The sequence below is a fragment of the Qipengyuania proteolytica genome (assembly GCF_019711565.1).
GTDB classification, from domain to species: Bacteria; Pseudomonadota; Alphaproteobacteria; order Sphingomonadales; family Sphingomonadaceae; genus Qipengyuania; species Qipengyuania proteolytica.
Window position 1 is genome coordinate 503,614 of sequence record NZ_JAIGNN010000001.1, and the last position, 25,474, is coordinate 529,087.

General features: G+C 65.8%; 24 protein-coding genes and 1 tRNA gene. 13 read left to right on the top strand and 12 right to left on the bottom strand.

Features of this window, described 5'->3' with window-relative positions; translation table 11 throughout:
* Positions 1-34 precede the first annotated feature (34 nt).
* The 4 genes from K3172_RS15620 (at position 35) to dxs (ending at position 3,344) form a co-directional block, all read left to right on the top strand.
* A complete protein-coding gene (locus K3172_RS15620; protein WP_282098586.1) occupies positions 35-166 on the top strand; it encodes a hypothetical protein in 132 nt (43 codons plus the stop codon).
* Positions 166-846, top strand: a complete 681-nt coding sequence (gene msrA, locus K3172_RS02490) for a peptide-methionine (S)-S-oxide reductase MsrA (RefSeq protein WP_221586886.1) — start codon at positions 166-168, stop codon at positions 844-846. The genes K3172_RS15620 and msrA overlap by 1 nt, the downstream gene beginning before the upstream one ends.
* 36 nt (positions 847-882) lie before the next feature.
* A complete protein-coding gene (locus K3172_RS02495; protein WP_221586887.1) occupies positions 883-1,344 on the top strand; it encodes a Fur family transcriptional regulator in 462 nt (153 codons plus the stop codon).
* Between the two features lie 77 nt (positions 1,345-1,421).
* Complete coding sequence (gene dxs, locus K3172_RS02500; protein WP_221586888.1) at positions 1,422-3,344, top strand: 1-deoxy-D-xylulose-5-phosphate synthase; 1,923 nt, start codon at positions 1,422-1,424, stop codon at positions 3,342-3,344.
* A gap of 29 nt (positions 3,345-3,373) precedes the next feature.
* Here dxs and K3172_RS02505 read toward each other — a convergent pair whose 3' ends face one another.
* Positions 3,374-4,612, bottom strand: a complete 1,239-nt coding sequence (locus K3172_RS02505) for a DUF4274 domain-containing protein (protein ID WP_221586889.1) — start codon at positions 4,610-4,612, stop codon at positions 3,374-3,376.
* 187 nt (positions 4,613-4,799) lie between these two features.
* Here K3172_RS02505 and K3172_RS02510 point away from each other — a divergent pair, with 187 nt between their 5' ends.
* Positions 4,800-5,597 (top strand): crotonase/enoyl-CoA hydratase family protein, encoded by a 798-nt coding sequence (locus K3172_RS02510; RefSeq protein WP_221586890.1) that lies wholly within the window; start codon positions 4,800-4,802, stop codon positions 5,595-5,597.
* 4 nt (positions 5,598-5,601) lie between these two features.
* Here the strand turns inward: K3172_RS02510 and K3172_RS02515 are convergent, their stop codons facing one another.
* The 6 genes from K3172_RS02515 to K3172_RS02540 all read right to left on the bottom strand — a co-directional run bounded on the left by K3172_RS02515 (position 5,602) and on the right by K3172_RS02540 (position 13,130).
* Positions 5,602-7,398, bottom strand: coding sequence for a sulfatase-like hydrolase/transferase (locus K3172_RS02515; RefSeq protein ID WP_221586891.1), 1,797 nt, complete (start codon positions 7,396-7,398; stop codon positions 5,602-5,604).
* 10 nt (positions 7,399-7,408) lie between these two features.
* A complete protein-coding gene (locus K3172_RS02520) occupies positions 7,409-8,095 on the bottom strand; it encodes an NnrU family protein (protein WP_221586892.1) in 687 nt (228 codons plus the stop codon).
* A 75-nt stretch (positions 8,096-8,170) separates the two neighbouring features.
* Positions 8,171-8,677, bottom strand: a complete 507-nt coding sequence (locus tag K3172_RS02525) for an FKBP-type peptidyl-prolyl cis-trans isomerase (protein ID WP_221586893.1) — start codon at positions 8,675-8,677, stop codon at positions 8,171-8,173.
* Position 8,678: 1 nt separating this feature from the next.
* Positions 8,679-10,052: an amidohydrolase family protein gene (locus tag K3172_RS02530; RefSeq protein WP_221586894.1), complete on the bottom strand. Its 1,374-nt coding sequence runs from the start codon at positions 10,050-10,052 to the stop codon at positions 8,679-8,681.
* Complete coding sequence (locus tag K3172_RS02535) at positions 10,049-11,440, bottom strand: amidohydrolase (protein WP_221586895.1); 1,392 nt, start codon at positions 11,438-11,440, stop codon at positions 10,049-10,051. The genes K3172_RS02530 and K3172_RS02535 overlap by 4 nt, the downstream gene beginning before the upstream one ends.
* A gap of 106 nt (positions 11,441-11,546) precedes the next feature.
* Positions 11,547-13,130 carry a peptide MFS transporter gene (locus tag K3172_RS02540; protein WP_221586896.1) on the bottom strand — a complete coding sequence of 528 codons (1,584 nt, stop codon included), beginning with the start codon at positions 13,128-13,130 and terminating at the stop codon, positions 11,547-11,549.
* A gap of 241 nt (positions 13,131-13,371) precedes the next feature.
* Here K3172_RS02540 and K3172_RS02545 point away from each other — a divergent pair, with 241 nt between their 5' ends.
* From K3172_RS02545 to K3172_RS02575, 7 genes are all read left to right on the top strand, one after another.
* Entirely contained in the window at positions 13,372-13,713 is a 342-nt protein-coding gene (locus K3172_RS02545) for a GntR family transcriptional regulator (RefSeq protein ID WP_221586897.1), read from the top strand.
* Positions 13,714-13,871: 158 nt separating this feature from the next.
* Positions 13,872-14,153: an integration host factor subunit beta gene (locus tag K3172_RS02550; protein WP_221586898.1), complete on the top strand. Its 282-nt coding sequence runs from the start codon at positions 13,872-13,874 to the stop codon at positions 14,151-14,153.
* A gap of 57 nt (positions 14,154-14,210) precedes the next feature.
* Positions 14,211-14,295 (top strand) — tRNA-Leu (locus K3172_RS02555).
* A 120-nt stretch (positions 14,296-14,415) separates the two neighbouring features.
* Positions 14,416-15,054: a PilZ domain-containing protein gene (locus K3172_RS02560; protein ID WP_247717906.1), complete on the top strand. Its 639-nt coding sequence runs from the start codon at positions 14,416-14,418 to the stop codon at positions 15,052-15,054.
* A gap of 78 nt (positions 15,055-15,132) precedes the next feature.
* Positions 15,133-16,701, top strand: a complete 1,569-nt coding sequence (locus tag K3172_RS02565; RefSeq protein WP_221586899.1) for an NAD(P)/FAD-dependent oxidoreductase — start codon at positions 15,133-15,135, stop codon at positions 16,699-16,701.
* A complete protein-coding gene (locus K3172_RS02570; RefSeq protein ID WP_221586900.1) occupies positions 16,701-17,117 on the top strand; it encodes a GtrA family protein in 417 nt (138 codons plus the stop codon). Before K3172_RS02565 ends, K3172_RS02570 begins: the two co-directional genes overlap by 1 nt.
* On the top strand, positions 17,114-18,928 hold the full coding sequence (locus tag K3172_RS02575; RefSeq protein ID WP_221586901.1) for a hypothetical protein: 1,815 nt from the start codon (positions 17,114-17,116) through the stop codon (positions 18,926-18,928). Before K3172_RS02570 ends, K3172_RS02575 begins: the two co-directional genes overlap by 4 nt.
* On the opposite strand, the gene msrB is transcribed toward K3172_RS02575, so the two are convergent.
* The 4 genes from msrB to K3172_RS02595 form a co-directional block, all read right to left on the bottom strand.
* Positions 18,894-19,400 carry a peptide-methionine (R)-S-oxide reductase MsrB gene (gene msrB / locus K3172_RS02580; protein WP_221586902.1) on the bottom strand — a complete coding sequence of 169 codons (507 nt, stop codon included), beginning with the start codon at positions 19,398-19,400 and terminating at the stop codon, positions 18,894-18,896. The two genes, K3172_RS02575 and msrB, sit on opposite strands and share 35 nt — an antisense overlap.
* A gap of 59 nt (positions 19,401-19,459) precedes the next feature.
* Complete coding sequence (locus tag K3172_RS02585; RefSeq protein WP_221586903.1) at positions 19,460-20,797, bottom strand: cytochrome P450; 1,338 nt, start codon at positions 20,795-20,797, stop codon at positions 19,460-19,462.
* Between the two features lie 150 nt (positions 20,798-20,947).
* Positions 20,948-22,159, bottom strand: coding sequence for an ABC transporter permease (locus K3172_RS02590; RefSeq protein ID WP_221586904.1), 1,212 nt, complete (start codon positions 22,157-22,159; stop codon positions 20,948-20,950).
* The gene (locus K3172_RS02595; protein ID WP_221588963.1) at positions 22,156-23,133 is read right to left on the bottom strand and encodes an ABC transporter ATP-binding protein; all 978 of its coding nucleotides are present in this window, start codon (positions 23,131-23,133) and stop codon (positions 22,156-22,158) included. Before K3172_RS02595 ends, K3172_RS02590 begins: the two co-directional genes overlap by 4 nt.
* Positions 23,134-23,199: 66 nt before the next feature.
* On the opposite strand from K3172_RS02595, the gene queG reads away from it, so the two are divergent.
* Positions 23,200-24,255, top strand: a complete 1,056-nt coding sequence (queG, locus tag K3172_RS02600; RefSeq protein WP_221586905.1) for a tRNA epoxyqueuosine(34) reductase QueG — start codon at positions 23,200-23,202, stop codon at positions 24,253-24,255.
* On the opposite strand, the gene K3172_RS02605 is transcribed toward queG, so the two are convergent.
* Positions 24,233-25,465 (bottom strand): NAD(P)/FAD-dependent oxidoreductase, encoded by a 1,233-nt coding sequence (locus tag K3172_RS02605; protein WP_221586906.1) that lies wholly within the window; start codon positions 25,463-25,465, stop codon positions 24,233-24,235. The genes queG and K3172_RS02605 overlap by 23 nt on opposite strands.
* Positions 25,466-25,474 lie beyond the last annotated feature (9 nt).

A 25,474-nucleotide genomic window follows, 5' to 3' on the forward strand; every position in this document is an offset into this window, starting at 1 on the left:
CCACGTCGGCAAAGCTGACGAAAGACCCCCTGACATGAGCCTCTTCACCCCCGACCTCTATCGCAATTTCGGCATCGGCTTCGGCGCCGGAGCCGTCATCGTCCTCCTCGCCAACGGCGGCGAATTGCTGTCCGCCGTGCCGCAAGTGATCGCCTCGCTGTTCTGATGAAGCTGCGCGCCGCTCTCCTTGCCGCGACGCTCGCCCTCGGCGCGGGTGCTTGCCAGGACGCCGCCAATGCTGCCGAGCCGGTGGTCGAAGCGCCCGCGGCCAAGCGGGTTGCGAAGGAGGGCAAGGGCCTCAAAACAGCGGTCTTCGCAGGCGGCTGTTTCTGGGGCGTCGAAGGCGTATTCAGCCATGTGAGGGGCGTGAAAGGCGCCGTCTCCGGCTATCACGGCGGAACCGAACGGCAGGCCGATTACAAGCTCGTCTCCTCCGGCATCACCGATCATGCCGAAGCGGTGAAAGTCGTCTACGATCCCAGCGTCATCCGGTACGACCAGTTGCTCCGCATATTCTTTTCCGTGGTAACGGATCCGACCCAGCTCAACCGCCAAGGACCGGATACCGGCGCGCAATATCGCAATGCGCTTGTCCCCCTGTCCGCCGAACAGAACGCGGTCGCCAAAGCCTATCTGGCGCAGCTGAAGGCGGCAAAGCTGTGGGACCAGCCGATCGTGACGAAGATCGAGCGCGCCCAGGCATTCTACCCGGCCGAAACCTATCATCAGGACTTCATGCTCAAGAACCCGCGGCACGGCTACATCGTGCGCTGGGACGCGCCCAAGGTGGCGGCGCTGAAGGCGATGTATCCGGGCGTCTATACGGCCCGCTTCCAGCCGAACTGACTTGATAGTCGCCCAGCGCGGGCCTACCTCTCGCGCATGGCAGGGCACACCCACAAGGAACATCGAGGCGAGGCGCTGGTCGATGCCGCGCGCCACACGCTGACCGAACATGGCGAACAATGGACCGGCATGCGCCAGTCGGTGTTCGAGGAACTGGCGAAGCACGACAAACCCGCAAGCGCCTACGATATTGCGGACAATCTCTCCGCCGCGCGCGGCAAGCGAGTGGCGCCGAACAGCGTCTATCGCATTCTCGACCTGTTCGTGCGCACCAATCTCGCCAACCGGATCGAGAGCGCCAATGCCTATCTCGTCAACACCCATCCGGGTTGCCGCCACGACTGCATCTTCCTGATCTGCGATGATTGCGGCAAGGCCACCCACCTCGACGACGAGCGGGTGACCGGCGCGCTGCGCGCGGCGGGCAAGGATGCGGGCTTCACCGATGTGCGCCCCGTCATTGAGTTGCGCGGCCTGTGCGACGAGTGCGCTGCTTGAGCGAGCGCCAGGACGTGTTTTTCCATAGATAAAGCGTTCATCGACAGTTTCGTTTTCCCGGTGTAAGGCCTTGTCGCATGACTAGCCGTCCCGAAACGCCGCTGCTCGACACGGTCCAGACTCCCGATGACCTGCGCAAGCTCGACAAGAGCCAGCTGAGGCAGCTGTCCGACGAATTGCGCGCGGAAATGATTGACGCGGTCGGCACGACCGGCGGACACCTCGGTTCGGGCCTCGGCGTTGTCGAGCTGACTACGGCAATTCACTATGTCTTCAACACGCCCACCGACAAGCTCGTCTGGGACGTCGGCCACCAGTGCTATCCGCACAAGATCCTGACCGGGCGGCGCGACCGCATCCGCACCCTGCGCCAGGGTGGCGGCCTGTCCGGCTTCACCAAGCGCGCGGAGAGCGAATACGACCCCTTCGGCGCGGCGCACAGTTCGACATCGATCAGCGCCGCGCTTGGCTTCGCCATGGCGAACAAGATGCTCGGAAAGCCGGGCCGCGGCATCGCCGTGATCGGCGACGGCGCGATGAGCGCGGGCATGGCCTATGAGGCGATGAACAACGCCGAACAGGCGGGCAATCGCCTGATCGTGATCCTCAACGACAACGACATGTCGATTGCGCCACCGGTAGGCGGGCTGTCGGCCTATCTGGCGCGCACCGTTTCGAGCAGCGAGTATCTCGGCCTGCGCAGCCTCGCCTCGCGGATCTCCAAGAAGCTCAGCCGCAAGGTTCACTCGGGCCTCGAAAAGGCCGAGGAATATGCCCGCGGCATGGTCACCGGCGGCACGCTGTTCGAGGAACTCGGCTTCTACTACGTCGGCCCGATCGACGGGCACAATCTCGACCACCTGATTCCCGTGCTCGAGAACGTGCGCGACAGCGAACAGGGTCCGGTCCTGATCCATGTCGTCACCAAAAAGGGCAAAGGCTACGCGCCGGCCGAAAACAGCGCCGACAAGTATCACGGCGTCGCCAAGTTCGACGTCGTCACCGGCGAGCAGAAGAAGTCCAGCGGGGGCCCGCCCGCCTACCAGAACGTCTTCGGCGAAACGCTCGCCAAGATCGCAGACAGCGATCCGCGCATCTGCGCGATCACCGCTGCCATGCCGAGCGGCACGGGCGTCGACAAATTCGCCAAGGCGCATCCCGACAAGGCCTTCGACGTCGGCATTGCCGAACAGCATGGCGTGACCTTCGCGGCCGGCCTTGCGGCGGAAGGCATGCGGCCGTTCTGCGCGATCTATTCCACCTTCCTCCAGCGCGCATACGACCAGGTGGTCCATGACGTGGCGATCCAGAACCTGCCCGTGCGCTTCGCCATCGACCGCGCCGGACTGGTCGGCGCGGACGGCTGCACGCACGCTGGTTCGTTCGATATCACCTATCTCGCAACCCTGCCCAACATGGTTGTGATGGCCGCCGCAGACGAAGCGGAGCTGGCGCACATGACTTACACGGCCGCCGAATATGACGACGGCCCGATCGCCTTCCGCTATCCGCGCGGAAGTGGCACCGGCGTTGCGATCCCGGAGACGCTCGAGAAGCTCGCAATCGGCAAGGGCCGCATCGTGCGCGAAGGCAGCAAGGTCGCGATCCTGTCCTTGGGCGCGCGGCTCGAGGAAGCGAAAAAGGCCGCCGACCAGCTCGAGGCCAAGGGGCTGTCGACCACGGTGGCCGACCTGCGCTTCGCCAAGCCGCTCGACACTGCGCTCATCGAGAAACTGATGCGCAGCCACGAGGTCGTGGTGACGGTCGAGGAAGGCGCCATCGGCGGCCTCGGCGCACACGTACTGACCTTCGCCAGCGACAGCGGGCTGACCGACGGCGGCCTCAAGGTGCGCACCATGCGCCTGCCCGACGTGTTCCAGGACCAGGACGATCCGGTAAAGCAATACGACGAGGCGGGCCTCAACGCGCCGCACATCGTCGACACGGTGCTGAGCGCGCTGCGGCACAACAGCGCAGGTGTTGAGGAGGCGCGGGCCTAGACCGGGGTCAAGCTGCCGCGAGCTCCCGTCTAGCGGTCGAACAGCCGCTTGATCCAGCCCAGGAGACCTGACGGGCTGGGTGTATCCTTGGCCTCTCCGTCATGAGCTTCCGTTAGTCCGCGCATGGCCCTCACCCTTGCCGAAGCGTCGGGTTCGCTCGTTTGTTCTAAGCGATTCGGCGCTGTTCTCGTTGCGCCGACAGGCTCTCCGTCGAAGTTCATGACGGGGCCGCTGCCGATGTCGGAGCCGTCGATATCGAAATAGGCCGGGAAGGTGTCGTAGAGTTTGCTGCTGCGGACCTTTCGACCCGGCAGGCTGGCAACCGTCATGTCGGGATGAATTTTGACGTCGGAGTTGGGGAGATCGCGCTGGCGATCGACCAGTTCCTCGATATCGCTTCGCTGTCCTGCCGAAACTGCCGCTGCAAATCCGGAAGCGGCGCTGTGACCGCGCGCCTCGAGATAATCAAAGGCGATTTCGGAGCGAGGATAGCCTGACGTGTTGAAGCGTTCCGAAATATATCGGAGCATCGGCGCGACCGAATATGGGCTTGCGCCCATTTCCTCGTCATCGGTCTCGTAATCGTACCCGGTTGGCTCGCCTTTCCAGAAGGTGGTGAGGGCGGTTGCCCTGTCGCAATCAGGCTGGCTCACGATCCAGTAAAGGACGTCGAGCTCGTCGTCCCAGTTCCAGTTGTCGGCGATGAAATGCCAGTCATCCGGCATGCCTTTTTCCAGATGCGCAATCTGCAAGGCGGTGAGGTAGCGCTCGCGAATACTCTCATTGTGGAATTCGGGCGGATAGCGTTTCGCAAACTCGCAATCGACCAGGACGGGTTTCCCCGCAATCGCTTGTCTCATGTCCTCGCACAGGGGCATTGGCACGGGATCCAGGGCCCCCACGAGGCCGACTATCTCGTCATAGTCACGCGGTACATAAGGTCCGGGATGGAAGGCGATATTTGACCGTTCATATCCTTCTTCGTCGAGACGGCGCGCTATGAGCTGTGCCGTGCCCAATCGGTTTGGTTGGATGTTGGGCGACCTTCCTTCAGCCATCACGGCGAGGATATTTTGCGGCTCCGTCTTCCAAAACACCATCAGCGCCGTCGCCTTGTCGCATTCTTCCTGCGAGATAATCCAGTGCAGGGCATCCATCGACCCGTCGTTCCTGGTATCGAAGCTGGAGGCCACGCGATGCCAGTCTTCGGGCGATGCAGTCTTCAGCCATTCAATCTGGCGTTCTGTTCGAAGCGCTTCTTCACTCATCGCAGTCCCCGTCCCCTGAATTCAGGTGATTCTGCAAATTTGCACATGAAGATCAAACTATTGTTAAATGCCTCGACAATCCGACGGGCCTCATTCGGCCGATTTTCTGCCTCGAGCCCGCGCTCCCGTTCAGGGTGACGAACCGACCGCTCGGTGGCATGGAGGTGTGCGAAAGGACTTTCCGCCCATGACCCTGCTCACCGCCGAAACCGCCGACCACGTCACCACCTTCACCCTCAACCGTCCCGATACGATGAACCCGCTCGGGGCCAAGGGCGACGGGGACGCATTCGCCGCCGCCTGCGATGCAATCAACGCGGACATGGACGTGCGCTGCGTGATCCTGACCGGTGCGGGGCGGGCGTTTTCGGCTGGCGGCGACATCAAGGCTATGAAGGAGCGGACCGGCACTTTCGGCGGGACCGCCCCGGAGATTTCCGACGGCTATCGCAACAACATCCACAAGGTCCTGCGCGCGCTTTACGGCTTGCGCGTGCCGCTGATCGCGGCGGTCAACGGGCCGGCGATCGGGCTGGGGTGCGACCTCGCCTGCCTGGCCGACATGCGCATCGCGAGCGACAAGGCGAAGTTCGGCGTCACTTTCCTCAAACTCGGGATCATCCCCGGCGACGGCGGCACATGGATCCTGCCGCGCATCATCGGCGAAGCGCGCGCGGCGGAGCTGTTCTATACCGGCGACGTGATCGACGCGCAGACGGCGCTCGACTGGGGGCTGGTCAGCCGCGTGGTCGAAGGCGATGCATTAATGGACGAGGCACGCGCGCTCGCCGCCAAGGTCGCGGCCATGCCCCCGCACGCGCTGCGGCAGGCCAAGAACCTGATGCGGCAGGGCCGCTCGGTGAGTTACGATACGGCGCTCGAGATGGCCGCGAATACGCAGGCGCTCATGCACCTGACGCAGGACCACATGGAAGGCATCGACGCGCTGCTCGAAAAACGGCCGCCGGACTTCAAGGGCAGCTAGGCGGTCAGCGCGCGGCCAGGCAGGACCGGACCTGCGCGGCCGTCTGCTGCTGCGCCGGTCCGGTCACCGGGTCGACCGGCGGTGCCGAGGCTCTGGCCGGAGCGAGGAACTCGCCCTTCCCCTTCCCAGTGACCTCCCACAGCCGTACATCGGCATCGCCGATCCGCGCAGTGAGCACCCGGTTGCCCGTGCTCCCCGATTCCACCGCGCAGCGCCGCGTCGGCTGTTGCAAGGCGATGCCCGCCCACTGGTCCGGGATCGGCGCGCCGATCGCGTGCAGGAATGTTGGCGCTATATCGACCGAGCTTGCCGGCGCGCGATCAGGCCAGTCCTGCGCGCCCCCTCCGTAAACCAGCAAGGGCACGGCCGTAATCGGCCAGGTCGGGGGCTTGCCGTGCCCGGTCAGGCCGTTCTCGCCGAGGTATTCGCCGTGATCCGACGTGATGACGACCAGCGCATCGTCGAGCATCTTTGCTGCGTCTAGCCTGGCAAATATCTGCTCGATCACGCCGTCGGCCTCGCGCAGGCCGATATGGTAGCGACGGACATGGGTCGCCAGCGCATCGTCAGCGGGCCGCCGGCTGCCGCTCGCACCCCAGTCCAGCACCTCGAGATCGCTGTCTTCATTGCGATACGCGAGGCGGTGGGCCCCCATGAGGTGGAACCACATGAATTCGCGCGGGGTCTCGCCGATCGGTGTCTCGTCGAGCCAGTCGAGCATGGCCGAATCTTCGTTGATGTGCCGATCGCCCCGGTTCCACACGTCGCGATAGACATCGATCTGCTCGCCGTAATGTTCGGCCAGCTGGAAATAGGTGCGGTGATGGCCCGAGAGAAAGAACAGGTTGCGATAGCCGTGGGCCTTGAGGGCGTCCGGCAGGTTGCCAAGTTGGCCGGTCATTCCCGACCAATAGCGCGAGGCAAGGATGCCGATCAGGCCGCAATAGGATGACGTGCACAAGGCGTAGGCATCGTCATAGGCGCGCAAGCGACCTTCGGCCCGCAGCCGCGCCAGGAACGGGGTGTTGCGGGTCGCCGCGCCGTAGACCTGCATGGTGTCCGCGCGAACCGAATCGATGGTGATGAGGATCAGCGGTCGCGGTGTGACAGGGCCGGTGTCCGGATAGGTCAGGACCTCGCGCGGGCCCGACGGGGCCAGCATCACGGCCGGTGCGAAATTGCGGGGCTGCGCGCCCTCCAGCCGGTGCAGGAATTCCGCCGCCAGCATTTGCGGCTGCACCAGCAGATATGCGCCCATGCCCAGGACGGACAGTCCGGTGGGTCCGGGCCAGCGCGTCCTGTCCCTCGCCCAGTGCCGCACGATGAGCACGTTCGCTGCGAAGCAGGCGGTGGCCAGCAGGACCAGACCCACGACGGCGGTCAGCGGATGGATGCCTGCCGCCGCGACCATCGGGAGCGGATCGGCGAGATAAAGGGTCACCAGCGAGGCGTCGAAACGCGACGAAATGGTCAGCACGCTGCCGAGATTGGCGAGGTAGAGCAGCAGCAGGACAAGCTGGACCACGGCGGCCAGCAGGGGCCTGCCCCAGCAGCGGCCAGCGCGGCCGACGGGCAGCAGCGTCCACAGCGCAGCCTGGAAGACAGTCAGCAAGCCCAGCAGTCCGAGGTGGAGCACCACGGCCCTGCCGGATACGCCGAAGCCGACGGCGACCTGTCCGAACAGCACGCCCGCCTGGAGCCACAGCATCGCGAGATAGGCGACCCAGGCCGGGTCCAGCCCGAGGCGGTCGATCAGTGCTCCCGTTCCGGCCACCAGCCGGCTGTCATAGATTCGACCCATGGCATGCTGACTAGCCGACCCATCGCCAGATGCCAGCGGGAATACCGTTGGCGTGGATGTGACCGAAGGTGGCGCCGAGCCAGATCGCTATGCCGCCGATCCACGCCGTCGTCCCGGCCTTTCCGAGCTGTCCGGTGCGCGGTACGAAGCTGGTGCTGGACTCCCAGCGCGCCCAGGCATCGCCCATCAGCGCTTCTTTTTTGCGATCCTGCAGCTTTGCCCCGAGCAGGGCCAAGAGTCCGAGCGCACCGGCGAGGACGATCTGCCGCGGCACGGGGCTGACGAGGATATGGGTGCCTGCCCACAGCGCGAAGCCCCACATCATCGGATGGCGAGTGACGTGAAACACGCCATGCGGGTCTTGGACGGCGAACTGCGCGGCGCGCGGATCGGGCAGGGCGGGATTGCGGGCGAAACTGCCCGCGAACAGCACCGATGCCAGCAACATGACCACCGTCGCGACGATCCACGGGATATCGCCCATGCCGTCCCAAAGCGGCGTGCCACCGGGGCCGACCGCACGAAAGGCGAGCCCCGCCCAGATGAAGGTGGCGAAGGCGACGAGGGAATAGACCGCCATGAAACCGCTCGGTCCGAGCGCGCGGACGAGCGGGGCGCGCAGCGGATGCGACAAGGCGAAATGCGTGCCCACGAAGGCGATCGATGCAGACAGCAGCGAAACGAGAGCCTGATCCATACCGACCCCTATGTTTACGGCGTCAACATAAGTAGCAGATTGCAACGCAAGTGCAAGCGGGTTGTGATGTCTGCCCTATTCCGCCGCTTCGAAATCGATCAGCTGGACCTTGAACAGCAGGGTCGCGCCGCCTGGGATCGGACCCTTGCCCGTCACGCCATATGCCAGTTCGGCAGGGATCGCGACCTCGATCGTGTCGCCCACGCCCATCTTCGGGATTGCGACCTGCCAGCCCTTGATCAGGCGGCCGAGCGGGAAAGTCGCGGGCTCTCCCCGGTCGAAGCTGGAATCGAAGGTCTCGCCGTCGATGAAGGTCCCGGCATAATGAACCGTCACGATATCCGCGACGGTCGGGTGCCGGTCACTGCCGCCGTACTCGAGGTAGCGCCAGCGGAGGCCGCCAGGTTCGTAGCGCCAACCATCCTCGGCGGTGAGGCCGACCAGGTAGCTTTGCTGCGCGTTCATCCACGCGATGTCCTGCGAACGGTCCGGCGCTGCATCCTGCGCGGATACCGCGTGGAAGCCGATAGCGAGCCCAGCCGCAGCCAGGGCCAGCACCGTCGTCCGAATCTCGGTCTTCATCTTACCAGTCATAAGCCTCGGGCAGTCTGCTCTCGTCGAGATCGCGATAGCGATCGCGCAGGCGGCTCTGGTGGTTTTCGAGCGGCTGTTCAACCCCGTCGATGAAAACGCGCGTCGGCACCGAGCCGAGTTCGAGCGGGTCGCCGTCCCAGACCACCACATCGCCCATCGCGCCGGGCGCAAGGACGCCCGCTCGCCCGCCAAGGCCGCTAATCCGCGCAGGGACCGAACTGATGCTGGCGAAGGCTTCGCCCCAGCTCAGCCCGTCAGCGCCAGGCATGCGGCTCAGCGCGACCAGATTGCCGGCATACTGGTTGAGGTTGCGCGGGTTCTCCATCGCGGCAGCGTTGATCGCGACCGTGACCCCGGCCTTGACCATGCGCCCGATATTGCTCTGGGTCGCCGCCAGTTCCTCGAAGCTCTGGGGCAGGTCATCGAGACCGTCGGCGATCACCGGCACCCCGGCCGCGGCGATTTCGCGCGCCATCAGCCATCCCTCGCTTGCTCCCACGATGACCAGATCGAGCCGCGGGAATTCGCGCTTCAGGTTCAGGACACTGCGGATGTCCGACGCGCGCTCCACCAGCACGTAGAGCGGCTGTTCCCCGCGCACGACCGGTACGAGCGCGGCCGCGTCGAAGCGGGTCAGCAACACGTCGCCTTCGCGTTCCGAAGCGCCCCCGGCAAGCCGCGGATCGATCGGAACATCGTCGCCCGTCGTCACAGGTGCCCCGCGCGAAGACCGCCCCGGAATGCGCGCATCCTCGCCGAGCCGCGTGGCTTCGCGAAGCGCATTGCGGAAGAGGGCGTGCGCCGATGCCCGGCTGCCGCCCGACAGCCTCGCGCCTGTTTCGCCCAGCGCGACCGTCTGGAACGCGCGCTGCCGCGTGACCGGACTGGCATCGTCGCCAAGGTCGATGATCGCTCCCTGTCCGCCGAAGATGGAGGCCGACGGCATCGTCATCGTCGCCGCCCGCGTGATGCCCGCGGCGCGGTGCACTGCGATGTGCTGCGATTTCGGATTGATGATCGGCGCCACGTCGAGGGCGGCGCTGAAGGGCGAATCGCCTGCGCGAATATCGTTCGATTCGCTCACCCCGCTCACATCCGAAATCCCGAGTGTGGTGACGGTCGCCACAAGGCCCGGCGTGACCCAGGTGCCGCTCCCGTCGACGGTCGGAATGCCGGCGGGAACGGCGACGCCCGGTCCCGCCGCGACGACCTTCCCGCCGCGAATCACGACGGTCGCGTTCTCGACCGGATCCGAGCCGTCGCCGATTGCCACGGTGGCGTTGGTAATGGCGATGTCCTGCGCCGAAGCGGGGGCGGCAGCAAGCGCGAGCGCGCTGGCGGCGAGTACGAGGAGGCGCTTCATTTCACATCTCCTTCACCCGGCTGGCCGAGCTCGAAATCGCTCACCGGCCGGCGCTTGCGGTCCATGGCGTCGAACAGCAGCGCGCCGTCGACCCACACCTTCTCGGGCCGCGAGTAGACGCTCAGCGGGTCGCCGTTCCACAGGACGACGTCGGCCATCTTGCCCGGTTCGAGGCTGCCGGTCATGCCGTCGATGCCCATGGCCTTGGCGGGATTGAGCGTGATCCAGCGGATCACCTCGGCATCGGGAATGTCGATGCCCACGCGCGCGCCCGCCGCCTGTGCCTTGGCCGCTTCCTGGTTGAGGCGCTGGATGCCGTTGGCATCGTCGGAGTGGATCACCACGCAGGCCCCTTCGCGCTGGAGGAAGGCCGCGTTCTCGAGGATGCCGTCGTAGCTTTCCATCTTGAAGCCGTACCAGTCGGCCCAGATCGCGCTGCAGACGTCGTTTTCGCGCAGCAGGTCGCCGATCTTGTAGGCCTCGACCGCATGGTGGAAGGTCGAAACCTTGTAGCCCATCTCTTTCGCCATATCCATGACGAGCGCCATCTCGTCGGCGCGGTAGCAGTGGTTGTGGACGAGGATCTCACCGTCGAGCACGCCTGCCAGCGTTTCCTTGGCGAGGTCCCGCTTGTCCCGATCGCCCTCGGCATAGGCCTTCGCGTCGAGCCAGGTCTGCCGGTTGACGGCGAAATTGCCCATCCGGGTGGAGGGCATTCGGCCCTTGCCGCCATAGACGCGCTTGGGGTTTTCGCCGCAGGCCATCTTGAAGCCATAGGGCGCGCCTGGGAACTTCATGCCTTGGACGGTCCGGCTGGGCACGTTCTTCAGCGTGACCGCGCGGCCGCCCATGAGGTTGGCGGAACCGGGCAGGATCTGCAGCGCCGTCACCCCGCCATTGGCGAGTGCGCGGGTGAAGCCGGGGTCCTGCGGCCACACGGAATGCTCCGCCCAGACCTCGGGCGTGGTTGGGCTGGTCGCCTCGTTCCCGTCGGAATGGGCGTCTACCGAAGGGGTGGGATAGTCGCCGAGGTGCGAATGGATATCGATCACGCCAGGCGTGACGAATTTGCCGGACCCGTCGAACACCGCGATATCAGCGGGCACCGGCGTGTCCGGCCCGCCGATCGACACGATCTTGCCGCCGGAGAAGAACACCGTGCCGTTGTCGATCCGCCCGCCCTTGCCGTCGTAGATGGTCGCGCCGACCAGCGCGGTGGGCGTTCCGGGATAGGCCTTGTAGGTCGAGGGGAAGGGCGCGTTGCCGTCTTCGCCCTTCGGTGCGGTCCTCTCCGCCCTGGAGGCCGAGGCGACATCGCCTCCGCCGGTGGTCGAACAGGCCGACAGGGCGAATGCGGCGGCGCAGGCAAGCAGGGCTGGTTTTTTCATGGATCCCCCAAAGCAGTCGGGCCGGAGCATCGCTGCCCCGGCCCATGCGGTCAATCGTCTTTCGTCGGTGCCTGCCAGCGCTTGGCCGATTGGCACCGCGCCGGAGTTAGCCGGCGGGGCGGGTTTCCGGGTGGACCCCGGCGCCCTGCGCTTCGCCCGGACCTTCGCTCTGGCCGAGCAGGTCGTCGCCAACGCTGTCGTCCTTGAGCGTGTCGAGGTGCATCAGTTTCTTGATCAGCGGGCTGATCACCATCACGCCGACGCCGATCGCCACGGCATACCAGCCGACCGTCGAGTAAACGTCCAGCACGACCTGCTTGCCGGCCTCTTCACCGACGCCTTCAGCCCCAGTCGCCGAGGCGATCAGGCCGGCGGCAAAGTTCCCGGTGGCCGAAGCGAAGAACCAGGTGCCCATGATCAGCGATGCCATGTGCGCCGGTGCCAGACGATTCATGGCCGACAGGCCCACCGGCGACAGGCACAGCTCGCCGGTCGTGTGCAGCAGGTAGATGAGGAAGATGAAGAGCACCGGAACGGCGGCATTCATGCCGACCGACTGCGCGCCCCACACGAGGACGAGGAAGCCGAGGCCGACCTGCACCACGCCCATACCGAACTTCAGCGGCGCGCTCGGCTCCAGGCCCTTGCGGCCGAGGGTCTGCCAGACCACGGCGAACACCGGTGCCAGCAGGATGATGTAGATTGCGTTGATCGACTGGAACACCGAAGCGGGAACACCGCCGCGATCGACGTGACGGTCGGTGAACAGGTTGAGCGAGGAACCCGCCTGTTCGAAAAGCGCCCAGAAGACGATCGAGGTCAGGATCAGGAACATGGCTGCGAAGATGCGATCGCGTTCTTCGCTGGGCAGCTTCACCACTGCGGTGAACAGCACGTAGAGGACGAGCGATCCGCCGAAGATGCCGAGCACATAGCCCACCAGGTCTTGGTACTGGATCGCCAGCCAGCAGATGCCGACCATGGCGATGCCTGCGCCATACATGCTCCATTCGGTATTCTTGGCGAGCGGCTTGGGCGGTTCGCCGCGGCCTAGCAGCAGCGGCTTGCCCCAGATGAAGACGACCAGGCCGGCGAGCATGCCGATCCCGGCAAGCCCGAAGCCATAGGCCCAGCCATAGGTCTCGCCGATGTAGCCGCAGAGCAGCGAACCAATCGCGGCGCCGAGGTTAATCCCCATGTAGAAGATCGTGTAGGCGGCATCGCGACGGGTGTCGGTGCGCGGATAGAGCTGGCCGACGATAACCGAGATGTTCGCCTTGAGGAAGCCCGAGCCCACGATGATCAGGGCGAGCGCGAGCCAGAAGACGTATACGATCGGATTGTTTTCCGTCCCGACGCCGGGGTCGCCCTCGAAGGCCATGAAGAAGTGGCCGAGGGTGAGCAGCACAGCGCCGAACAGGACTGCCTTGCGTTGCCCCAGGTATCGGTCGGCCAGGTAACCCCCGACGACCGGGGTGATGTAAACCAGCGCGGTATAGGCACCGTAGATGACGCCCGCATCGCTGTCCGAAAAGAGCCAGTGCTTGGTCAGGTAAAAGATCAGCAGTGCGCGCATACCGTAATAGGAGAAACGCTCCCACATTTCGGCGAAGAACAGGACGAAAAGCCCCTTGGGATGGCCGAGGAAAGTCCCCGCCGAGTCCCCGTGAACCGGTTGCGATGTGGCCATGTCTGGCAAACCCTCTCGTAAATGCGTGCGGAAGCGCAGCCCGCGCCTCCTCCCCGAAGAATGCGCGCACCCTAGCGGCTCGCGCGCGCATGTGAAGCCTTAGTTACAGTCGTGACCGCATTGCGCTCCGCTGAACGAGGGCCCGGACGGCGACCTAGACGAGGAGAGTGAGCGTTAATGCGGGAACCTTGTGCGCCGCGCTGTATTATGGCACTGTAGCACTCTGCTTCGGGGAATCGCCATGTCCAACCAGAACAAGCCGGTCTATCTCAAGCTGCGCGATATGATCGCGGCGGCGATCATCGACGGCCGCTATGCCGAAGGCGAAATGTTGCCTTCCGTGCGTGCGCTCGCGGCCGAACAGGGCGCCAATCCGCTGACCGTCGCCAAGGCCTACCAGCAATTCCAGAACGATGGCCTGGTCGAGGTCCAGCGCGGTGTCGGCATGTATGTCGTGCGCGGCGCGGCGGATCGCTTGCGCGCCAGCGAACGGCGCGTTTTCCTCGAACAGGAATGGCCCGAAGTCCGTGCGCGCATGGACCGCCTCGGAGTTGCGCCGGCGGACTTGCTCTCGGACGCCTAATAGCCACTGGAATCGCTCGACAATTGCTGGGTTGCGGGCAGGCGGGGCTTCTGCCACTATCCGTCCGTCCGCTCGTTGCAGGCTGCGCGTCGGGCGGGTCGTGCGAAACACAAGCATAGTGCTGGCTGCCCGCTGCGGGAACGGCCGGGAGAGCGACCATGATCCGATCCGAACTTCTCGCCGCCCTGTCGCAGGACAATCCCGATCTGCGCGCCGAAGAGGTGGAGCAGGTGGTCGATATCTTCTTCGAAGAGATCGCCGAGCGCCTCGCCGAAGGTGGCCGTGTTGAATTGCGCGGGTTCGGCGCCTTCTCGACCCGCGAGCGCGAGGCGCGCAAGGGCCGCAATCCCCGCACCGGCGAATCGGTGGAAGTGCCGGCGAAGAAAGTGCCCTATTTCAAGCCCGGCAAGGACATGCGCCGCCGCCTCAACGACGGCTGAAACTCTGCGCAGGGGCAATTGCGCCCGAGGTCCGAAATCCCTAACCGTCGCCGCACTGCGGGTGTGGCGGAATGGTAGACGCCGGGGACTTAAAATCCCCTGAGCCTTGCTCGTGTGGGTTCGAGTCCCACCACCCGCACCACCCCGCGCTGCCTTATATCGGTGTTAACCCCTACCGGCGTATTTCCCACGTTTGAACGGCGTCGGGGCGATAAGCGCCGGCGACGGACAGGAATTCGCCGTCGGCGGCCAAGGGTTGGGAATGATGGATTTCACGTCGGGACGCGTGACAGCAACGGCAGAACAGACGCCCGATAGCGGGCTTGAGCAGCGCTCCGCTCCGCGCTTCACCTCGCTAATCCGCGCGGCCAAACTGGTGTGCGGGCAGGGCGAATTCGTCTGTGTCATCCGCGACGTCTCCGCGAGCGGGGTGAGCCTGCGTACCTTCCACGGTCTGCCCACCGACGCCGATGTCGCGCTGGAGCTGCAGAACGGGGAGAGCTACGAACTCGAGCAGGTCCGCGCCAACGGCTTCGATGCGAGCTACCGCTTCCAGGGCAAGGTGGATGTCGAGCGGCTGATCAGCGAGAACTGGAGCTTCCCCAAGCGCCAGCTGCGCCTGAACATCATGATGCCCGTGCGCGCCTCGACGCTCACCCAGCGCTCGAACGCCTTCATCACCAACATGTCGCAGCAGGGTGCGCGGCTCGAATGCGACAACGTTTTCGCGATCGACCAGTCGATCCGGATCGAGAACGACTACATGCCCGAAGTGCGCTGCAAGGTGCGCTGGCGCCGCGATGCCAATTACGGACTTGCATTCGACAACTTCTTTTCCTTGCGCGAATTCGCCCTGCTCGCCGCTCGCGTTCAGTGCCCGCTGTTGCTGCAAGCCGAATAGGCCGGGCGGGGCACATGCGTTAACCATGCCCTAACCAATTTCCTTCATTCCCGGTCAGGACAGGAACCGGGGGAACTCATGACCAGCACCACAAGCCCGCTCGACGTGGACGTCGCCATCATCGGCGCCGGTCCCGCGGGGCTGACCGCCGCCTACCTGCTGACGAAGCAGGGCAAGTCGGTCGCAATCATCGAGCAGGACGATACCTATGTCGGCGGCATCAGCCGCACGGTGGAGCACGAAGGCTACCGCTTCGACATCGGCGGGCACCGCTTCTTCTCGAAGAGCCAGCAGGTCGTGGACCTGTGGAACGAGATCCTGCCCGACGATTTCATCCAGCGTCCGCGCATGAGCCGCATATATTACGAGGGCAAGTTCTACAGCTACCCGCTGCGGGCGTTCGAGGCGCTGTCGAACCTCGGCATCCTGCGCTCGACCGCCTGCATGGTCAGCTATTTGCGTTACAAGCTCTTCCCGATCGCCGATGTGAAGAGCTTCGAGGACTGGACCACCAACCAGTTCGGCCAGAAGCTCTATTCGATCTTCTTCAAGACCTATACCGAGAAGGTGTGGGGCATGCCCTGCGACGAGATGAGCGCCGACTGGGCGGCCCAGCGCATCAAGGGCCTCAGCCTGTGGAGCGCGGTGGTGGACGGGCTCAAGCGCTCGCTCGGGCTCAACAAGAAACCGAACGACGGGATGGCGACCAAGACGCTGCTCGAAACCTTCCGCTACCCTCGGCTCGGCCCGGGCATGATGTGGGAAGCCGCACGCGACAAGGTGCTTGCCAGCGGGTACGGCCGCCTGCTGATGGGCCACAGCCTCAAGCAGCTCGCTAGCGACGGCCATGGCGGCTGGCGCATGTGCGCACAGGGCCCGGATGGCGAAACCGTCGTCACCGCGCGCCACGCGATCAGTTCGGCGCCGATGCGCGAATTGTCGAAGCGTCTCCACCCGCTGCCCGCATCGACCCTGCAGGCCAACGAGCTCAAGTACCGCGACTTCCTGACCGTCGCGCTGATGGTCGAAGGGGAAGACCTCTTCCCCGACAACTGGATCTACATCCACGACAGCAAGGTGAAGGTCGGCCGCGTGCAGAACTTCCGCAGCTGGTCGCCCGAGATGATCCCGGACGACGATATGGCCTGCGTCGGGCTCGAATATTTCTGTTTCGAAGGCGACGGGCTGTGGTCGATGGCGGACGACGATCTGGTCGCGCTGGCCACCGACGAGATGGAAATTCTCGGCCTGGTCGACCGCAGGAAGGTTAGGTCGGGCGCCGTCGTGCGGCAGGAAAAGGCCTACCCCGTCTATGACGAGGACTATGCCGCCAATGTCGCTGCGATGCGCCGCGAGCTCGAAGACAGGCACCTGACGCTGCACCTCGTCGGCCGGAACGGCATGCACCGCTACAACAACCAGGACCACGCGATGATGACCGCGATGCTCACGGTCGAGAACATCCTCGCCGGCGAGCGGGTTTACGACACCTGGTGCGTCAATGAGGACGCGGAGTATCACGAAGCGGGCGACGAAGGCGCCGAGAAGGCGCTCCCGAGCCGCGAAGTGACCGAGGATCAGGCCGCCGCGCTCGCTTCGGTTCGCGACGTGCCGGAACGCATCGCCAGGGACCGCGAGGCCGCCTGATGGTCGCGACGCTCGCCCGGCTGCGCGACGTGCGCTTCCTGCGCTACCTTGCTGCGAGTGTCGGTGCGCTGGCGGTCGACTTCGGCAGTTTTCTGGCGTTCCTCTCGCTGGGTCTGGCAGCCGCTGCGTCCTCGGCCCTGGGCTATGCGCTCGGCATCGTGGCGCACTGGCTGCTCTCGAGCCGGACGGTGTTTGTCGGCGACGTCGCAGCGCAGGGAGCGGAGCGGACGCGGCAAAAGGCGCTGTTCGTGGGCTCGGCGCTGGTCGGGCTCGGCCTCACGACCGCGATTGTGGGTGCGGGCGACATTGCCGGGTTCGACCCACGGGTTGCCAAGCTCGGTGCAATCGGGGTCAGCTTCCTTGCCACCTGGCTGATGCGCAGCCAGATCGTCTTCCGCCCACGGAGCGCGCAGTGACCTTTCAGCACGAGCGCAGGCGGTCCGGCTGGCCCGGCGGCCTGCTGCTGCGCGGCGGGCTGGCGTGGGTGCTGATTTCGCTGCTGCTGCTCGCGACCCATGCTGCGGGCATCGCGGCACGGCGTTTCCCCGATCCCGACGATATCCTCCGGCTGGTGCAGGTCCGCGACTTGCTGGCGGGCCAGAGCTGGTTCGACCTGACCCAGTACCGCCTCGATGCGCCGAACGGTGGCGTGGCGATGCACTGGTCGCGGCTGGTCGATATCCCGCTCGTCCTGACGATCCTGGCCTTGACGCCGCTGGTCGGGGCGGCAACGGCCGAGACGATCGCGCTGGTTGCGGTGCCGCTGCTCACATTGCTGTGCGCAGTGCTGCTGGTCGCACGGCTGGCGTGGCGCGTGCTGGGCGAGGAAGAGGCGGGCCTTGCCTGCCTCGTCATGGCGCTGTCGGTGCCGCTGCTGTTCCAGTTCGCCCCGCTGAGGGTCGACCATCACGGCTGGCAGGTCGTCTGCGCGCTGCTCGCCGCCAACGGCCTGACCGCGCGCAGTTCGCGCAAAGGCGGCACGATCGTCGGGCTCGCGCTGGCCGCATGGCTGGCGATTTCGGTCGAGGCCCTGCCGATGATCGCTGCGTTCTGCGCGCTGCTGGCGCTGCGCTGGTTGCGCGACGACAAGCAGCGCGTGTGGCTCGCCCATACGCTGCAGGCGCTGGCGGCAGGATCGCTCGCGTTCTTCGCGCTGACCCGCGGGTTCAGCGATCTCGGCGTCCACTGCGACGCGCTGTCGCCGCCGCATCTCGCCATCCTCGGCTGGGCGGCGTTCGGCGCGACGGTGCTTGCCGCGCGTCATTATCCCTTCGTCGTCGTGCTGGGCGGCTTCGCCCTGATCGGCGGTGGAGCGCTGGGCATCGCCCTGCTCACCGCACCTCAATGCGCGGCGGGCGGTTTCGCGGATGTCGACCCGCTGGTGCGCGATGTCTGGCTGTCGCGCGTCATGGAAGGCCGGCCGCTCTGGCGGCAGGATCTTGCGGTCATCGCGCAGAACCTCGTGCTTCCGGTGCTGGGCCTGCTCGCAGCAATCAAACTCTTCGGCCGCTCGGTCGACTGGCTGCGCGGCTGGTGGATCGGATACGCCCTGCTGCTGCTCGCCGCGCTTGCGACCGCTGTGATTGTGACCCGCGCCGGGGCGGTTGCGTCTGCGCTCGCTGCCGTGCCGCTCGGCTGGCAGCTCAAGGAATGGCTCGCGCTGTTGCACGCCCGCCGCCGGACCGGTCCGCGCGTCGCGGCGGTGGCCGCGCTGGCGCTCGGCTGCCTGCCGGCGTTGCCGCTCGGGATGATCGGTTGGGGTGCAGCCGCCCGTGCCGATGCCCCGTCTTCGATCGCTCCCGGCCTCGCGCCGAAGCGCGCATCGGACTGCCGCATCGCGGATTTAGCGCCCTATCTGGCACAGCAGCCCATGGGCGAAGTCGCCGCCCCGCTCGATCTCGGCCCGGCCTTACTGTTCGATACCCGCCACAGCGTCATCGCCAGCGCGCATCATCGCGGGCACCAGGGCATCGCCGCCACGATCCGCCTGTTCACGGCTTCGGCCGACGAAGCGCGTGCCATGCTCGCCGAGCGCGGCAGCGCCTATCTCGCGCTCTGTCCGGGACTGATGGAAACCGCGACCTATGCCGAGCGCAATCCCGAGGGGTTCGCAGCGCGGATGCTATCGGGTCAGGTCCCCGAATGGCTCGAGCCGGTTCCGCTGGAGAGCGACACCATGCTGCTGTGGCGCATTACGCCGGACGGAAATCCATCGCCGCGCCGTTGATGCAATGCCGCTTGCCCGTCGGGCGCGGACCGTCGTTGAAGATGTGGCCCAGATGCCCGCCGCAGTCGGCGCAGTGCACTTCGGTGCGCGGATAGCCGATCTTGTAGTCGGTCGAAGTGCCCACCGCACCCTTGCCGATTGCCTGCCAGAAGCTCGGCCAGCCGGTGCCGGATTCGTATTTCGCCTTCGACGAATAGAGCGCGTTGCCGCATCCCGCGCAGGTAAAGGTGCCTGCGCGCTTTTCCTCGTTGAGCGGCGAGGAATAGGGCCGCTCGGTCCCTGCTTCGCGCAGGATGTAGAATTCCGACTTGGTCAGTTTCTTGCGCCATTGCGCTTCGCTGAGCGAGACGGGAAAATCCTTCGCTTCCGCAGGCGAAGCCCCGCAGGCCGCCAGCACGGGGACGGATGCGCCGACGATCAGCCCGGCGAGGATGCTGCGGCGCGAGACGGATTGGGGATCGAAATGGTCCATACGCCTAGATACGGCGCTCGCGGGCAAAAGGTTTCACCCGCGGCGCCGCGTCATGGGTCTCAGAACTCGGTGATCTCGACCTCGAGCTTGCGGAAGCCGTGAACGAAGTTCGCCCGCACCCGCTCGATATCGCCTGCGACATGCACGCGAATGCGGCGCTTATGCATTTCTTCCAGCAGCACGCGCAACTGCAGTTCGGCAAGCCGCGCGCCGACGCAGCGGTGGATGCCGTAACCGAAGGCGATGTGACGGCGGGCATTCTCGCGCGTGAGGTCGAGCTTGTCGGGGTTCTCGAACACTTCCTCGTCGCGATTGGCGGAAATGTACCACAGCACGACCTTGTCGCCTGCCTTGATCGTCTGGCCGAACACCTCCGTATCCTCGGTACAGGTGCGGCGCATATGCGCGAGCGGGGTTTGCATGCGGAGCATTTCCTGCACCGCGTTGGGGATCACATCGGGGTTCTGTTCGAACAGCTTGCGCTGGTCGGGGTTCTTGTCGAGCTGGTAGACGAAGCCGCTCATCGAATTTCGCGTGGTGTCGTTGCCGCCCACGATCAGCAGCACCAGGTTGCCCATGAATTCTTCGGGTCGCATCTGGTTCATGGCGGGCGAATGGATCATCATCGAGATGAGGTCGTCGCCCGGTTCCTTGTCCATCGTGCGCTCGATCCAGAGCGACTGGAAATAGGCGCCCATCTCCTTGAGGATTTCCCAGCGCACATTGTCGAGTGCGCGGACCGAGGCGAGCTCGGTATCGCCCGACCAGTCGGACCAGAAGGTCAGCAGGCGGCGGTCCTCCCAGGGGAAGCCGAACAGGATCGCGAGCATGCCGGTGGTAAGCTCGATCGAAACCTTCTCGACCCAGTCGAACACCTCGCCGCGCGGCAGGCTGTCGAGCAGCTCGCCGGTGCGCTGGCGGATCTCGCCCTCCATCTCCGCCATGCCGCTTGGCGTGAACTTGGGGGCAACCGTGCGCCGCTGGCCGGTGTGCTGGGGCCGGTCCATGGCAATGAACATGGGCAATTCGCGGGTGTCCTCGCCGGCTGCTGCCAGCTCTTCCTCGGTCAGGCGGTTGAGGATGGTGATCCCGCCATGCTCCCAGCTGGAGGAGAAGATATCGGGCAGCGCCTCGATATGCTGGATCGCCTTGTGGCCGACCACCGCCCAATAGGGGCCGAAGGGGCTTTCGGGGATGTAGTGTAGCGGCCCTGCCTCGCGCATTTCGCGGAAGATCGGCTGCCAGCGATTCTCGAAATATATGTCGCTGCGGCTGACGTCCCACTTGTGCGGATGGTCGAAACGCTCTTCGGGATGCTCCTCGAAATGCTGCTTCAACGCTTCATAGGCGCTGGGGCTCGAACGGACCTGCGGGCGTTCAACTGCGGCAGTGGCCATGTCTCTCTCCTCGTCGGAGCGACTCCCGGGCTGGGCCGCTCTCCTCTCGCCTGCATCCTGCCCTAACTGACAGTCGTGTCAATAGTGCGTTGCAAAACGGAACCTATCTATTAGGATTCGCTGCGCTATCGCTTGGATGAAAGCGACAGGTCAGGCGATCTTCGTCGCGCCGATCCGTTCCTTGCCCGCGCGGCCCGCCTTGCCCGACTTCATCACCCGTCGCTTGAACAGCAGCGCGCCGAAACGGATGAAGAGGATCACGCAGACTGCCTGCCAGCCGAGCGCGAGCAGGTGCGGCCAGATCGCGTCCGACTGCGCGGCGCGCGCCAGCATGGCGAAGGGGGAGGACAGCGGGAAGATCGCCGCGGTCAGCTCCAGCGGCGATCCGGGGCGCGTGATCGAAGAGGCGGCGAGGAAGAACACCAGCAGCTGCATCATGGTCACCGGCATGGACAGCGTCTGCACCTCGCGCACGGTCGCGGCCATGCCGCCGATCGTCAGGAACAGCGAGCCGAGCAGCAGGTAGCCCATGGCGAAATAGGCAATGCCGAGCGCGATGAAGGCGGACCAGCCGAGCGCAGGCTCGGGCAATTGCGGCAGCTGGTTGCCCAGCAACAGCGCCGCCGCCCCCCCGAACGTCGCCCAGACGGCGATGCCGACGAAGCTGACGCCGAGCATGGCGAACAGCTTGCCGAGGAAGACCGCGTCCATCGGGATGGCGGCGGCGAGCACTTCGATGACCTTGTTGGCCTTTTCCTCGACGAGGTTCGACAGCACCATGCCGGCGAGCAGCATCATCAGCAGGAACAGCAGCAGCTGGCCCGCCTGCGCGGTGCGGATGCGGTCGGTCCGTGCTTCGGCGGTGCTGGTCGCGACGGGGTCGGCGGCGACCGCGGGGAAGGTGTTGGGGGAGCTGCCGCGCGCAGTGGCGGCGATCAGGCCGACCGGGCCGCTCCACCGCTCGATCTGGCTTTCGGGCGCGGTCACGACGGGGGCTTCGATGGTGCCGCTGACCACGGCGGCGAAACTGGCACGATCGCGCTTCAGCACCTGTGCGGGCGGCTCGCCGCTCGTGTCGGGAATGAATTGCGGCAGGACATAGCCGAGCTGCGGGGCGAGCGTGTCGCGCGCGGCCTGCATCGCGGCATTGTCCTCCGCGCTCATCGACAGGGCGACCATGTTGGTCACCGCCTCGCGCTGGACCTGCCCGCCGATCCCGCCCGCGAGCCCGCCGATGACCAGCGGGAAGAGCGGGCCGAGGAGGAAGAAGAAGAACGCGCGGCTGAACAGGATGGCGCGGAAATCGCGGCGCGCGACGACGCGCGCGGCTTCGAGCAGCGAAAGGCGGGTGGTGTCGCTCATCGGACGGACTCCAGGGCATCTTGCTCCAGCGCGCGGGCGGCCGCCTCGCCGGCGATCTCGACGAAGGCGTCGTGCAGGCCGGCGCGTTCGACCGACAGCGAGAGAATGCCCGCCTTGCCGTCGATCAGCCGCTCGAGCAGCGCTTCGATCCCGCTGTCGGGGACGGGGAAATACCAGAAATGGCCGCCACCGGCCTTGACGTCATGGCGCGCATCGTCGGGCAGCGCGCTGCGCCATTCGCCGCTCTCGGCGCGGGTTTCGAGCCGGACCTGCGCCGGGATGCGATCACGCGCAACGTCGACCGAGCCCGCATAGGGCACCTTGCCGCCGGCGATGATCGCGACCTCGTCGCACAGGCGTTCGGCGTGGTGGATAACGTGGGTCGAGAAGATGACCGTCGTGCCGTCACGCGCCAGTTCGCGGATCATCACTTCGAGCTTGCCCTGGTTGATCGCGTCGAGCCCGCTGAAGGGTTCGTCGAACACCACCAGTTTCGGGCGGTGGACCAGCGTGCCGAGCAATTGCACGGTCTGCGCCATGCCCTTGGACAGCTGGCGGATCTGCCGGTCGACCGCATGGCCCATCCCGTGCCGTTCGAGTAGCTCGCGCCCGCGGGCCTTGCCTTCTTCGAGCGGGAGGCCGCGCAGCGCGCCGAGAAAGGCGATGGCCTCATCGCATTTCATCGCCGGGTACAGCCCGCGTTCCTCGGGCAGGTAGCCGATGAGCTTGGCGACCTCGTGCGGACGGTCGTTGCCGAACACGCGGCGCACGCCCTCGTCCGGGTCGATTATGCCCAGCAGCATCCGCAAGGTCGTGGTTTTGCCCGCGCCATTGGGGCCAAGGATGCCGTAGATCGCGCCCTCGGGCACGGAGATGTCGACCCCGTCGACCGCCAGCGTGTCGTCGAAGCGCTTCACGAGCCCGCGCGCCTCGATCGCAAGCGGTACAGTGAGGCCAATCTCGGGTCGCGTCATCGTGCCAGTCTCGGTAAGCATGCGGGCGGTCATAAGGGCTGGCAGTGAACGGGAGCACACGCAAGCGTGGTTAATTCGCAGTTGCAGACGGACTTGCGCGAAGAGGCCGCGCGGCTGGGGTTCGTCGCCTGCGGCTTCACCTCCGCGGCTCCCGATGCGGCGCGCGTGGCGCGGCTCGACCACTACCTTGGAGAAGGCCGCCACGGCGCGATGGACTGGATGGAAGCGCGCAAGGAGCAGCGCGCTTCACCGCAGGGCCTGTGGCCCGAGGCGAGGAGCGTGATCGCACTCGGCATGAGCTATGCGCCCGATGGAGATCCGCTGGCGCTGGCGCTGGAGCAGGAGCCGGAGAAGGCGCGGATTTCGGTCTATGCCCAAGGGCGCGATTATCACGATGTCGTGAAGAAGGCGCTCAAGGCGCTCGCGCGCTGGCTGATCGAGCGCGAACCGGAAAGCGAGCTCAAGGTCTTCGTCGATACCGCGCCGGTGATGGAAAAGCCGCTGGGCGAGGCGGCGGGAATCGGCTGGCAGGGCAAGCACACCAATCTCGTCAGCCGCGAGCATGGCAGCTGGCTGTTCCTCGGCGCGATCTATTCGACGCTCGAGTTCGCCCCCGACGCACCGGGCAGCGACCGCTGCGGATCATGCCGCGCCTGCCAGCAGGCCTGCCCGACCGACGCCTTTCCCGCGCCTTACCAGCTCGATGCACGGCGCTGCATTTCCTACCTCACGATCGAGCACAAGGGGCCGGCTCCGGAGGAATTCCGCGAGGCGTTAGGCAACCGCATCTATGGCTGCGACGATTGCCTCGCCGTGTGCCCCTGGAACAAGTTCGCCGACGCGGCGCATCGGCACCTGAAGCTTGCTCCGCGGGAAGAGTTGCAGGCGCCGGAACTCGCCGCCTTCCTCGCGTTCGACGACGCGGGGTTCCGGCAGTTCTTCTCCGGCTCGCCGATCAAGCGGATCGGGCGCGACCGGTTCGTCCGTAACTGTCTCTATGCTGCGGGCAATAGCGGCGCGGCATCGCTGGTCGCGCCGGTCGAGACCCTGCTGGAGGATCCAGATCCCGTGGTCGCCGAAGCCGCGCGCTGGGCGCTCGTCAGGCTGCGCCCATCTCCTTGAGCGGGGTGTCCGCACTGGCGAGCAGCTCGGGGTCGATCTCGGCCCGGTCAACCACCAGCTGGCGGCCCTGGACATAGTCCTTCGTCGCGTTGACGCAGTCGAGCGCGATCACGCGGCCTTCCTTGAGGTAGATCACGCTGAACTTGCCGTTTTCCGGATCGCCGCGCAGCACGGTTGCATCATAGCCCGCCGAAATACCGACCGTCTGCAGCTTGAGATCGTACTGGTTCGACCAGAACCACGGCACGGCGTTGTAATCCTGCTTGTCGCCCATGATCGCCTTGGCGGCGCAGGTCGCCATGTCGTTGGCGTTCTGGACCGATTCCAGCCGGATGACGGCATTGTCGGCGAAGGGATTGGCATGGGTCGCGCAGTCGCCGATGGCATAGACGTCGTCGAGCGTCGTGCGGCAATAGCTGTCGACGTCGACGCCATTGGTGCCGGCCGCGCCCGCCGCGATCAGCGGGCCGACGGCGGGCACGATGCCAATCCCGACGATGACGATGTCGCAGGCTATCCGCTCGCCGGAATCGGTCAGCACCGCGGCCACCTTGCCCTCCGCGTGCTCGATCGAGTCCACGCCGGTCGAAAGCCGCAAGTCGACGCCGTGGGCACGATGCTGCGCGGCGTAGAAATCGGACAGCTCCAGTCCGGCAACGCGCGCCAGCACCCGGTCCTGCATTTCGACCACGGTGACGTCGCAGCCCAGCTTGCGCAGGACGGCCGCCGCTTCGAGCCCGATGTAGCCCGCGCCGACGATGGCCGCGCGCTTCGCACCGGCCTCGATCTCTGCCTTCAGCGCGTCGACGTCGCGGCGCGAGCGGACGTAGTGGATGCCGGTCGCGTCGCATCCCGGGCAGGACAGCCGCCGCGCATCGCCGCCGCCGGCCCAGATCAGCTTGCGGTAGGTCACCTTGGTCTCGTCCGACAGCGTCAGCTCGTGCGCGACCGGATCGACTTCGTTGACATTGCAGCCCAGGCGCAGCTCGACGTTGCGGTCCGCCCAGAACTTCTCGGGCCGGATCATGATCCGCTCGAACGGCTTTTCGCCCGAGAGATACTCCTTCGAGAGCGGCGGGCGCTCGTAGGGCGGATTGCGGTCGCGGCTGACCATGAGGATGCTCTCCTCATGGCCGTTCTGGCGCAGGGCGATCGCGGCCTGGGCACCACCGTGCCCCGATCCGACTATGACGACGTCGTAATGCTCCATCGCGGCGCT